We start from the raw sequence: 13,021 nt of genomic DNA, 5'->3' as shown, positions 1-13,021 counted from the left end.
TTCTCAGTTATTTAACTCGCGCCGAGTGCTTTTCTAAGCTGAACATCGGTTGGATCGACGGTGTTGAAGGGCAAGACTGGAATTCGATATTTCTTCGCCACTGCCGTGAAATTATCAATGGCTTGAACCACGTCTTTGGCGAATGCATCGCGTAACTGCGCTTCTTGGCCTGATACGGATAATTGCAATTGCCCGTCGCTAAGTACCATTTTATTAAGCATGGCTAAATCATGCTCCAGCGGGTCGGTAACATGACACAGCACCACATCGTTGTGCTGACACAACGCTTTTATCTGCTCTTCGCTACGCTCGTTATAGCCGTAACCATCGGTAATCAAGATCACGAGCCCATCATGCTTAACCAACCTTTGCGCCTGATGAAACAATTTAGCGAACGAGTTGGATTGCGTGTCTTGAGCCTTTCCCGCTTTGAGCAGCTGATTCTTACTCGCAATCTCATTGAGTATTTTGAGTACGTGGTTTGCGCTGCGTTGTGGTGAAATAGGCAGAGCAGTGTTGTCGTTATAGACAATGGCACCCACACGATCGGTACTGTCTATGACTTTCCAAGCAATCAAAGCTGCGATTTCTGCAGCAACTACAGATTTCATTCGACCTGTACTGCCAAAGAACATGCTAGTGCGCTGATCGACCATGACATAAACGTTACGCTCACGCTCTTCAGAGAATATTTTGACGTGTGGCTTGCCCGTTCTATTCGTCACTTTCCAATCCATGGTGCGAATATCGTCGCCAATCTGATAGTGACGCATTTCTTCAAAGTTCAATCCACGTCCACGTAGCTTAGATACATGACGACCCGTTAACGCACTGTTGATTGGCTGAGCCGGTAGAAAGTCAAAGCCATGCGCCTTGTATTTCAACAATCGCAATGCCTTTAGATTCGTGTAGATATCAGGATCAAGTGTTGGTTTCGTCTCCATGGTGACCTCTCGCGTTACGCTACTGCAACCTGAGACAAAATCTCATCGATAACTCGGTCGGAACTGACGCCTTCAGCAAGTGCATCGTAAGACAGAATCAGGCGGTGACGCAGAACCCCATGAACCACTTTACGAACATCATCAGGGTCGACAAAGTCCTTACCGTTTAGCCATGCCATCGCTCGTGAACATTTGTCTAACGCAATGGTTGCACGTGGGCTTGAACCAACACCAATCCATTGTGAAAGAGGAGATTCTGGGTACAACTCTGGCTGTCTTGTTGCTACAACAATCGCGACAATGTATTTAAGAACCGCGTCGCTACAATGTATGTCTCGCAGTTGTTCTCGAGCATCAAAAATGCACTGAGGGTCAATGGGGGCAGGTTTTTCCACACTAGGTTTTTCCTCACTGCGAACCATCTTAATGATCTGCTCTTCGGCATCCGCATCTGGATAGTCGAGATTTATTTTCATAATAAATCTGTCCATTTGCGCTTCGGGAAGAGGATAAGTACCTTCTTGTTCAACCGGATTTTGTGTCGCCAAAACCATGAATAGCTCAGGTAGTTTGTAAGTCTTGCCTGCAACCGTGATTTGTCGCTCTTCCATCGCTTCCAACAACGCAGCTTGCACCTTTGCTGGAGAACGGTTGATCTCATCGGCCAGTAATAGATTGTTGAAAACTGGGCCAGGTTGGAATGTAAGAGTCGGTTTGCCGTCGACGTCTTGATACACCTCTGTGCCTGTCACATCAGAAGGCAGTAGATCCGGAGTGAATTGAACACGACCAAGGTCAACCTGTAGGGCAGAAGCCAATGATTTGATAGAACGAGTCTTTGCTGTTCCGGGTAATCCTTCAAGCAGAACATTACCATTCGTAAGTAAAGCAACCAGTAATGTATCGACCATATGTTGCTGGCCAATTACTGAAGATTCCATCTGATGCTTGAGTTGGTTTATTGAGTCTAGAGTTGGATTCATTTGCTTACCTATTGACTGACTAATCAAGTGAGAATTTGGTCACTCGACGGAGAAAAAGTGAATATTATTAGTTAAAGCAATTATTTAAATCACCTTTGCTAAGGGTAGTCGAAAATAATATCGTCATACGCGACTGACATACCTTTGTTAACTACTCACCTTGGAAATGCTTAACCGCATGGTCTATAAATAGGCTACTGTATTGTTTGTATTTTAATCAAGAATAAAGGTTGGCATATAACATTACTTTGCTGCATATCTCTTATACGGCAGTGTCATTTGTGAATTTATGCTGCATTGATAACATTGTTCACAAGTTGAGCGGTTAACGAACTAATTGCTCCTACAGAAACAAATGGACTATGTTTGGTTTAGCGTTATCGATTTTATTAGAGGTCAACAATGAAAAAATTAGCATTAGTAGTTTTAGGTTTAAGCGCAGTTTCACTTTCTTCTTTCGCAGCTGAAGAAGTTTCAACTCTTACAGAGTTCTTCAACACCGATGGCGACGTAACAACCGTTGATAATTACGCTGTGCATGAAACTTCACGTCAATATTTGAAGAACCAAGAGATTGTTGGCGTCAATACATTCCGTCACAAACGCGAGCTAACGCCAACAGATGAACAGGATGTGGTTCGAATGAACCGAGACACCTACTACTCAATGGCAGTAATTAACGTATCAAAGGGGGCGACCGTTACGTTACCTGAGATTCCGGAAGGCAAGTACATGTCGATGGAAGTGATTACAGAAGATCACCGCATTCAGCCAATGCAATACGGTTCAGGTACGTTTGATCTTTCGACTCATATCGGCGATCACGTTTATGTGATCATTCGTACAGACGCGACGTTCACCAAAGATGAAGTTCATAAAATCCAAGATCAAATGAGTATTGATGCAAAAGCGGAAGGCGAGTTCACTGCTATGCAAGTGGATGAGAAATCCTTTGAAGAGGTAGAAACAAGCCTCAAGATGGAAATGCCAAAAATACTCAAACGAGATGGTGCTCAAGCGACGTTTGGTATGTTTACCAGCCCTGAAGATGCGTCAAAAGAGATGTTTACCAAAGAGAAATACGCGGTTGGTGCGGCTGTTGGCTGGGGTGGAGCACAGCTAGAAGATAACATCTATGAAATTTCTGGAAACTTCCCAACAGATACCTGTCATCAGGTAACCTTTGAAGATCCTAAGAACCAAGCATTTTGGTCTGTCACGGTCTACAACAAGCAAGGCTTCATGTTTGATGATGTAGCAAACGTAAGCTCAAACACGGCTGATAAAAATGCAGACGGCACTTACACACTAAGCTTTGGCTGTGGTGATGGCGCTGTAAATAATATCAAGACAGAAAATGACTCTGGCGCGTTTAACTTGGCTTTCCGTCATTACATCCCAAGCCAGAAAGTACGCGATGGATTCCGAGTACTTCCTTCTGTGAAAGCGATTAATTGAAAATGATATAGCCAAATATCAATTCGAGAAGCGCGTTGTTGCCGAATGACAGTAACGTGCTTTTTCGCATTTATAGTCTTATAGATAGTATTAATTAATGTTGGTAGGAATCTTATTATTCTGTTTCGCTAATTGTGTAAAGCTTCCCAATAACCAAGCTAGTAACATAATATGCCACATATTGCGTTAGGGATTAATGTGGACTCTCTTCGAGTAATACTGTTTTATTTACTTTTACCATTTCTCATTTTATGTATTTAATAAATGGTGTTGTTTTGATGGTGTTTAATCTGTAATAAGGTGTGCCATCTGTTTAGGCTATGAATTCGATTATATCAACATTTGATTGTTATAAATTAAATTAAAATTTGTATTGCGTTGACATGTATTACGATTCGAACGAGAAGATTGGAAATCTAGAAGTCGATATTGGTATTAACTATGAAGATGAAATTAGAAAGAAGGCAGTATATGAAAAAATCAGTGTTTTTAATCTCCAGTTTATTAAGCTTAAGTTTGCAAGCTAAAGTCGATATGGCAGATCCCACCGCTGTCTATAGTAGTTTAGGGGCTGAAGTTAATACCGCAGGTGTAGACATGAGCGTAGGGGTTGCTTCTGGCCGACACTTGGCTTTATTGGAGTCAAAAGATGGCTTCGATAAACTAAAATTAACATATGCAAATATGAAAGATGGCCAAGGCTTCTACACTGAAGTCGGAGGGAATAGCGATGTTAGAAATGTGAGTGCTGGTTATATTATGACATTTAAGTTAGATTCCTTAGTTATATATCCAGTTGCAATGCTAGGGTACACAAATAATGAAGTACAAGATGATTATGATATGACATCAACATTGGGTTGGTATACTCGTTATAAGTTTGCAGATAATTTCCACCTTGGTCTAGATCCTTTTTACTCCTCACAATATGGTAGTGAATATCTTGACAGTTTATCGACAGATCTGTTCGTCGGATATCAACATGGTCGCCATAGGTTCAGGCTTGGTGTTAATATGATCAGTAATGATGAAGAACAATATTTTTTAAACTATAAGGTTGCTTTTTAACTCAACCAAAAATAATTATTATGACGACCTAAGATGTAAATCTAACAAAAAATTTGGGTTCCACATATTTACATCGGTGAACATTGAAAGAATTTTCGTTCTAACAGTTAATAACTTTAATTCTGTAAGTAATTAGATCAATATCGATTTATGAAAGTGCGTTATTGGCAGTGGCAATACGCGATTTTTCATTTCGTTCCTAGAAGTGTGCCTAGTTGTCTGTTGAATTGTCAGTGTGTGAAGACGTTTAAGAAATGGGTGAGACTAAAACAGTTCAAATCTCAGCTTGCTTAACTTGCGTTAGCTCGAATAAATAGATTAAACATTATCTGTATCTTACTGGTTTTTGTTTCGTTGTATCGGAGCTTCAATGATTACTCATACCCTATGCGACAAGGCTTCTGGTCAAATCGACAAAGTATAGAGTCAACAATCGACTTATATTTGCTTTACCTGTTTCTCATTGAGGATGTTTTATGTGTTCTCTTTGCGATGTATAGTTAATGACAAATTATTTACTTATCGAATATTTAAGTTACAAACTGATGTGGATGTCATGAAGAAAAACGGATTTACTTTAATGGAATTAATCATCGTGATCGTGATACTCGGAGTGTTGGCAGTAACTGCGGCTCCAAGATTCCTTGGTATTCAAGAATCAGCGAGAGAAGCGGTACTTGAAGGTGTTGCGGGTGCGATGGAAGGCGTGATCACGCAAGTGACTTCTAAAGCTATTATCGCAGGGCTTGATCCTGACGCAACAAACCCAGGTGACCAGAGCAACTACGTAATCGATTTTGGTATTGGTAGAGTTGAAGTCGACTGGGGAACACTTTGCCCTGAAAGTGAAGGGGATGAAGGTAACAAACTCGAGATGATCGATTTTCTTACGTTATCCGAAGATGACAATTTAACATCGGCTGTAGGAAATCGGCACACTGTTGTCGGATACACTCATTCATTTAGTGAAGCAGACCTTAATAGCAACAATCTAACTGATGATGCTTTGCCTGCTGGTTGTTATGTTATCTATGACTCTTTTGGTGGGCGAGTTACCGGAAATGAATGTCCAGTTGATGGTTGTGAATGTACCGTTCGTGTAGTGAACGACGAATGTTAACCAGAGCAGCTAAACGATTCTAGTTGGAATAAAGCTTATTCGAATTAGATAAAAAAGCGCGTTATTACCAAATGGCAATAACGCGCTTTTTTGTATTAGATTATTTGTCTATCTTAGCTTGCTATTGCAACATCTGCTGGTGGCAAGTCACGCTTCCTAATTATGTATCGCAAGCGAATTAACATCAGTGTCGCTGAAACGCTCAAGCCCGTCAGAATACCAATCCAGAAGCCTTCTTCACCCATTGCAGGAACAATGTGGTCTGTTAAGCCTAACACCATGCCGAGTGGTAGTGCCAAGCCCCAGTATGAAGCGATGGCTAAGATCATCGGGATCTTAGTATCTTTATAGCCACGTAATGCGCCGTTAGCAGACGTTTGCAATGCATCGCTGAATTGGTACATCGCCGTAAAGGTCAACAATACCGCTGCTGTTGCGCTGATTGCAGGGTCGGTGGTGTAAAGCCTAATTATCCACTCAGGGAACAGCAGGAACATCGCAACCGAAAGCAGTGAAATCAAAGCTGCAACTAAAATACCGACTTTACTGCGCTCAATCGCGCCAAGTTCGTCTTTCTCGCCTAGTGCATGCCCAACACGAATCGTAATACCAAATGAGATACTCATCGGAATCACGTAAGTTAGGCTCGAGATGTTAAGTGCAATTTGCGCCGCTGCCACGTTCTCAGCACCAATACGGCCGATCATCAGAGCGATTACCGCAAAGATACTGCCACATACCGCGATGTTCATCCCGATAGGTAAACCTAATCTTAGAAGGTGAAGCATCTCTTTTGCTTTTGGCTTAGCGTCTGCAAAGCTAATAATAGTTTTGTAGTGGTGATGACCTTTAATGTAGGAATACAGCATTCCCGACATTAGCCAATACACCAAGCTTGTCGCCCAGCCACAGCCCACCGCACCCATTTCAGGGAAGCCAAACTTACCGTAAATAAGCACGTAGTTGACCGGAATATTTACCAACAGACCAACCACGGAGATGATCATCGGTACTTTGGTGTTGTTCATACCTTCACAAAAGCCATTCAAAGTGTAGAACAGGGCAATACCCGGCACACCAAAGGCTAGGGCAAACGCATAGTCGCTGCCGATAGGGATGATTTCAGCTGCAACCCCAATCCATTCTAAGATCGGTTTAGCACTCACTAGGTAAGCGATGAGCAGTACACTCGCTATTAATGCGAGCCATACCATTTGGAAGAACTCGACAGAGATGCTTTGGAAATCACGTGCGCCGCGGTGGTAAGCAACAACAGGCGTTAATGCCATAATCACCCCACGCAGTAGCAGCAATACAGGAATCCAAAGGCTAGTGCCAAGTGCAATAGCGGCAAGATCGGCAGGGCTGACTTGGCCAGCCATTGTCGTATCGACAAATCCCATCGCTTGGGTAGCTATTTGAGTCAAAATGATTGGAACCGAAAGGTGCATCAGCGCACCCGATTCACGAGTAAAAGGACGAAGTTTCGTTAGCATGGAAGTTCACAACACCAATATAAATACACGAATGATGGCAGGATGGCCGGTGTGCATTTTAGGATGTGCCCCGTTGGGCGGGCGACAATATAAACACCTTACCGTATAGGGTCAAGCATTGGATTTATAGAGTTCAAGTTGCTCTGATATATACCGCCACGTCTTAGCTTCAAACCTAGTGCTGGATAACTATCCTATTGCCACAGAGCCAGCAGAATCACTAAAAGACCAATCCCAAACGTGACTTTTAGAAGCAAGCCAAGAGGGGCTCCACCTTTTGGCGCTTTGTTGCAACATCCCATAATTGTTTCCTCATTCTTCATTGGACTCATTTCACCTTAAACCTTTCCCTTACGGTAAGGTCAATCCATTTATTGATCTTGAATTTCAGAAAACAAAAAGGCGAACCGTTTGGTTCGCCTTTTGTTATGTTTCGCTGCTTAGCGCCGCTTTGATCACAGATAACTAAGATGGAAACTTGTGATCTTTCTTTATCAATCGTTTGGAAATCATGTTTAGGGTAACTAAGTTGGAAACTGTTGGTAACTTGGAAGTCTTATTAAACTTTGTAGCGATAACTAAAATGGAAACTAAGAGGGTAGGGATTAGTCGGTTTTAGCTTCCATACAGCGAACCGCCACTGTTTGATATAGTTAAGGAGAACATCATTGAGAAATGGCCTGCTAGAGCTTCATTTTTTGTGGCACTCTCTTTCAAACCTCTTATTCTGATGTTTTTCTCAAACTAGCTTCTTAATCTGATACTTTTCCCTTTGGCTGCATTTACTCTGATGTTTTTCTCAAACTAGCTTCTTAATCTGATACTTTTCCCTTTGGCTACATTTACTCTGATGTTTTTCTCAAACTAGCTTCTTAATCTGATACTTTTCCCTTTGGCTGCATTTAATCTGATGTTTTTCACAAGTTAGCCTATTAAACTGGTGTTTTTGCTTGTTCGGTTCATTAAGCTGGCATGAAATGATCATAAGAAAAGAATTTTGAAGGCTGAATCAGTAGTAAGCCCATGTAGATCAGAGCACTAGTTAGACTTCGGGCAACCTAGTTACCATCGAAGGCTACCTTTTAATTGGAATTATGTTCGTAAAAACAACATTATATAGACTCTGTGAATAATTGATTACGATCTGAATCGAACTGCCTCTTAATAGAACATTGGCTATTCGTAAACTTCTAGAGCAACGTATTCAATTTTAGATAAGGATTATGTTCTACTGGATCTGATTCAAGATGTTTAGCTATGGAGTAAAATTAAACTGTTAACCGAACTTTTAACGCGACTATATTCAAAAATGTTGGTCAAGTGGCTGTTAACAAAGAACATCATGCTGAGAAAAGCAGATAAACTTTAATCAACTAACTCCCTTAGATTAGAGATCAAAATCTGCAAATAAAAAACGCCCCCACAAGTGAGGGCGTGTTATCACCGAATTACCTTTTTGTATATACGCTTTTCGCAGTCGCTCTAACTTTAAACTTCTCCCGAAGTACCTACATTAATTCGGCTATAGAGCGGGTGGAAGGGCTTTTTCAATTCGACTAATCCTTCTCTTACCTAAGCCTATTGTAGCTGAAGTCCCGCTTGTAGACCATCATTGACACGAAAACACTTGAAAGTAGAAGCTAAGGCAGAGCAGGCATCCCGCACGGACAATTTTGTGTTAGTGAAACTACTAAATTAGCAAATTATGGATTATCTAGGGCTTTGCAAATCGCTAGTTAAGGTGGCCAAATTTAGTATTCCACTACTGGGGTTCGATAATTCTCAAAATACAATATCTAAGGATTTTCGGGAAAATGTTAAGTTCGAACCTACAGTAGCAAGTTGTACCGATGGCCTGTTATTCCTTTTTTTATCAACGAAGCAGAATCCGTTAAAGCCAGCGAGATTTGATTTCGCTAATTGATATCCTTTATAAGGGAGCCTGTCTTCATAAAGTAACAGTTCAGTTTCCGACATTGACCTGTGTAACCACTCTAAAGCGCTCGATGAATCACTTTCAAGTAAGCTTTCCGCAGTTTTAAAAGCCTTTTCATCACCATCTAACCTTTGCATCAGGAAAAGCATTTGAGCGTTTGCGCAGTGAATGATTTCGCATTCTTTATCACTATTTGATAGCCGTGGAGCGTCGCTATAGCTTATGCCTAACTTAAAAAGCAACCACGAGACGTGTGCTAACAACTGGGTGTATTCGTTGCTGTTGTAGATGTTTTCACTGTCATTGAGGATCTGAATTGGAGATTCTTTTTCATTAAAGAAACGGAAAAAAGAGATCTCTCTAAGTTTTTTAAGGTGCTTCTCATCAACTATTGGTTTTGTTTTGTTGGCATTGTCTTTAGTCGGCTGTACCTTGATTTCATGCGAACCGACAATAAACTCGTGACGGCTAAGGTTATGAATTACAACGAAGGCCATTAGTAGAAAGCTCATTTTATTGGCTTCATTATCCGAGTTCGAAACATATACCTTTTCAAGCTTATTAAGTATTTTCATGAGCTTTTTATGTACATATTCTACTTGCTCAGGAGAAATACTTGGGTTTTCAGCGGTATCTTCATCATCTGTTCCGACAAGTTCTTCCTCATTGCGTCCTAAATGGTCTTCTCTATATAGAGAATTGCTGCCTGGCTGGATAGAAGGTATGGCATGAAGAAACATATCTAAGATTAGGTTTAAACCATCCGACGATATGGCACGCCTTCCTGACTTGGTGTGAGCGTAGTTTTCTTGATCAATGCTAACAATGAGCGAATCTCTCTCATTCGTATCACCATGAGTTTGTGGTATATATTTTTCAGATGTACCGACAGGGCGGCGTAATTGAGGTGTTAGCTTCTCAATGCAGTTAAATAGAAGATCAAATTGAGGGTAATCAGTACTTAATGATGAAACAGCCTGTCTTAACTGGCGTTCTTCAGAAGACTCACATAGTTTTTCTAGCGAGGGGACGTTATGTGTAACGACAGTAGCGATTAACTTTTCATTAAGGAGTAGGTAGATCAGTTTCCCGCAGTCTAACAACTGCTCAGATATAATAATGACCTGATTTTCTAGAGTATGTTCAATTTGGTAATAGTCACCAAACTCATCCTTGTAAAACGGCTGACAACCTCTATGGCTATCCTTGAGCTCGATTTCTAAAGACTGGTTAAGTTCTAGTTCAACAAATACCAACTCGATATGTGTAGTGTCTGTAGAGCCTTCGCTTAGCTCTTTGCTATTTACTTCCAGTACTTCTTCTGACGCTACCATATCCAAAAAGTTGGTTGAGATTATTGCGTCCTTTGCATCTCCATTTCGGAGAAGAAGCATTGCCTCAGCATTGGTATTACTGCCAGTCTTAAGCCATGCATTGCTACTGAAATTAGCACTACCTGATATGAAGAATGTTTCTTGATTGGCGATAAATACTAAAGCTTTTGCATGAGCGTATGTTGTGAACTCTGGCATACTATCAGGTTGGATAGATTTTATATCTACAAATTTTACGGTGCCACTGTGCAGTATTGTGGTATTCAGGCAAACGCTTTTAGGCTGTATTGCAATGATGGGTTTAGCTACAGAAAACTCAGAAAGAGATGAAACGAACTGTCCCGAGCTGTCAAAGAACGCTGAAACGCCGTATGTTTTGTCAACTGTTTTCGGTAGGTGCGTTTGGAGGCTTCTCCAAAGACATTCTTTATTGGAAGAGGATGAAAACAGGAAGCTATTGCTACTAGGTAGCTTCGGCTTCTTTTTAACCCATGGAGCTAAAGTCTTGGCTTTACCTAACATCTCTCTAACTATCTGAGACGAGCTTTGCCCATAATCATTCAGCCATATTTCAAACGCATGAAAAGCATCTTTAAAAATAGAAAGATCTTCTTCGTTAGATTTCTCATCGAACCTAATTACATTTGTAACTTCTAAGTTGCTGCCGAAACCAGATAGAGTCATGTTGTGGCTTCCAACTACAAGCAAACCTTTCCTTTTACCAAGGAGCATATACACTTTGGGGTGAAATGCTTGGTTACATTTCATAGGTGCAATGCCGTATGCGTAGCCAGCAAACTTAGGTGGAAAATTCTGGATAGCCGCTTTTAACATGCGATTATCAATGAACAGTAAATGATTTGTCACACCAGCAATTTGCATTTTTCGAAGAAGGTACTCTTCATAGAATGCAAAGTTAATAGAGTAGCTTGTCATTAGGCATGAATCGTAACCACCTTTCTTCAGCTCTTCTATGAGCGAAATAGGGCTGCTCATAGGCTCACCTTCAGAATGTCATAGCCCGCAGGTTCTACTAGAAAAGAGTTCTTTGTTATACGAACCATGCCAAGATCTGCCATAATTTGAATAACTTGCTTAAATCTTGGTGACGTAAAAGCTGCTGGGGGTGGCTTTATTATTTCGATACCAAATTCACTGGGTAGGAAACGAAAGGTCATCTGTTGTTGGTTTCTTAGCTTTCTCATAGCAACAAGAAAGTGGTTCTCAAGTAAGCTATGGTGAGTTAATTGTATCAACCCTGACAGAGTAGATTGTTTACTCAATTGGGTATTTAAAGTTTCACAGATAGCTAACAGATTGAGTGGGTATCTATCTAAAAAGCTTTTCTGGAGCTCTACGCTGTTATACCCCGACTTATTCTGAGTGCGGGAAACCAGTGCTGCCAAGATCATTAGGCAATTATTAGTTATGGATTCTAAATCGTTACTGCCATTCTTTGTAAGTTTCTCTACTCTGTGGGCAAGAGTCATTTCATGGTTATTTTCATCCCATCGTTCATAGTTAGGTAACTGAACAGAAAGTTGAGACAAGGTTTGATCGAATTGTTGGTGATGATAATTTGATATTACCTTGCCACCAGGCCCTTCTTGCCAGTACCACGCAGCTATTGACTGAGTGTCTTTGAAGTTCGGTCTGTGAGATTCAGTTGCTTTTAGAACACAGTAAAATATTCCTTGCATGGCAATAGAGGCTATCTCATTTCTAGCGTAATCTTGCCAGCTAGATTCAATGTTCCAAAGGTGCTCGTATTTACCTGTGTATTGAAGAGCATTTGTATAAGCCAGTTTTCGGAAGACCGCCACATCAAAACTTTGAGAGGTGCCTGTTTTAGTAATATGCTCGGTGAGAGCAAGGATATAAGCCATCGATTCAACGCGGCTGAGAGCTTGAAAGTCAGTTTCGTATTCTGTTTGATAAAGTGACGCGAAACCTTTGGTGAATAGGTTAATTAAAAGAGTTCGTTCTTCACTGTCGCATGATAGATTACATGGGCAGAATGACTTTAAATAAGTCAGAGTTTCGTAGGTAAACTCATCATTTTCAATAGTTTCCAAAAAAAGTGATGAGTTAACGTTTTGGTCAAATGCTTTGGCTAGTTTTAGTCCTACTTCTTCAATGAGCTTCCCGTTTTTAGGAGACTCACCCGCTAGTATTTTTAGGTTGCAAAGTGTGCCAAAGTAATACTGTCCTAGGCCGCCAAAGGAGTTCTTAAAGTATCGAGAGGAATCAGGATTAGTATGGCTAAATTGCGATAGCTTGAATTTTTTCCCTGAGGTGATGTCTTCGAAGTGTTTCTGAAATGTATCCTTGCCTACAAGAGCCCCAGAGTGATTAACTGTACCGTCATCACTTGTTTCATGTGCCATAGCGGCAAGTGTGAATAGGCAGTCTGCTCTTCGGAACATTTTTAAAAAAGTGTCACTATCTAACCACTTTTTCCTTTCGAAGGCATAAAACACCCATGCGTAGAACGAATAGTACCGAGCTCTATCGGTAACATTAGTGATTCCAGGAAGAAGTTTACCGTAGACTTCGATGCATGGAGCTTGCACTCCTAAATGGTCGAGGCCAGTAATCTGATTAATCGGCTTAACCCAGCCAGTATCTGAGGTAGCTTTCAAGCTCATTGTCCTACTCGTTAAGGATATACAAAACAAATAT

The 13,021-nt window shown here is 41.0% G+C and carries 8 protein-coding genes; 3 read left to right on the top strand and 5 right to left on the bottom strand.

The features are described 5' to 3' along the window. Nucleotides 1–11: 11 nt before the first annotated feature. On the bottom strand, nucleotides 12–944 hold the full coding sequence (locus ATB74_RS05625; protein WP_061017120.1) for a DUF58 domain-containing protein: 933 nt from the start codon (nucleotides 942–944) through the stop codon (nucleotides 12–14). A 14-nt stretch (nucleotides 945–958) separates the two neighbouring features. Next, complete coding sequence (locus tag ATB74_RS05620; protein ID WP_279626274.1) at nucleotides 959–1,939, bottom strand: AAA family ATPase; 981 nt, start codon at nucleotides 1,937–1,939, stop codon at nucleotides 959–961. Nucleotides 1,940–2,329: 390 nt separating this feature from the next. On the opposite strand from ATB74_RS05620, the gene ATB74_RS05615 reads away from it, so the two are divergent. The 3 genes from ATB74_RS05615 to ATB74_RS05605 all read left to right on the top strand — a co-directional run bounded on the left by ATB74_RS05615 (nucleotide 2,330) and on the right by ATB74_RS05605 (nucleotide 5,573). Further along, nucleotides 2,330–3,385, top strand: coding sequence for a DUF1254 domain-containing protein (locus ATB74_RS05615; RefSeq protein WP_061017116.1), 1,056 nt, complete (start codon nucleotides 2,330–2,332; stop codon nucleotides 3,383–3,385). Nucleotides 3,386–3,826: 441 nt separating this feature from the next. Next, nucleotides 3,827–4,453 (top strand): hypothetical protein, encoded by a 627-nt coding sequence (locus tag ATB74_RS05610; RefSeq protein ID WP_061017114.1) that lies wholly within the window; start codon nucleotides 3,827–3,829, stop codon nucleotides 4,451–4,453. Nucleotides 4,454–5,009: 556 nt separating this feature from the next. After that, nucleotides 5,010–5,573 (top strand): type II secretion system protein, encoded by a 564-nt coding sequence (locus tag ATB74_RS05605; protein WP_081090064.1) that lies wholly within the window; start codon nucleotides 5,010–5,012, stop codon nucleotides 5,571–5,573. A 113-nt stretch (nucleotides 5,574–5,686) separates the two neighbouring features. Here ATB74_RS05605 and ATB74_RS05600 read toward each other — a convergent pair whose 3' ends face one another. The 3 genes from ATB74_RS05600 to ATB74_RS05590 all read right to left on the bottom strand — a co-directional run bounded on the left by ATB74_RS05600 (nucleotide 5,687) and on the right by ATB74_RS05590 (nucleotide 12,981). Further along, complete coding sequence (locus ATB74_RS05600; RefSeq protein WP_061017112.1) at nucleotides 5,687–7,069, bottom strand: MATE family efflux transporter; 1,383 nt, start codon at nucleotides 7,067–7,069, stop codon at nucleotides 5,687–5,689. A 1,782-nt stretch (nucleotides 7,070–8,851) separates the two neighbouring features. After that, complete coding sequence (locus tag ATB74_RS05595; RefSeq protein ID WP_061017110.1) at nucleotides 8,852–11,335, bottom strand: hypothetical protein; 2,484 nt, start codon at nucleotides 11,333–11,335, stop codon at nucleotides 8,852–8,854. Beyond that, entirely contained in the window at nucleotides 11,332–12,981 is a 1,650-nt protein-coding gene (locus tag ATB74_RS05590) for a hypothetical protein (protein WP_155645122.1), read from the bottom strand. Before ATB74_RS05590 ends, ATB74_RS05595 begins: the two co-directional genes overlap by 4 nt. Nucleotides 12,982–13,021: the final 40 nt, after the last annotated feature.

It is taken from the genome of Vibrio splendidus, from assembly GCF_001557875.1.
GTDB lineage: Bacteria > Pseudomonadota > Gammaproteobacteria > Enterobacterales > Vibrionaceae > Vibrio > Vibrio splendidus_F.
The sequence above is the reverse complement of the archived record's forward strand: the minus strand, read 5'-3'. Positions and strand labels throughout refer to the sequence as shown.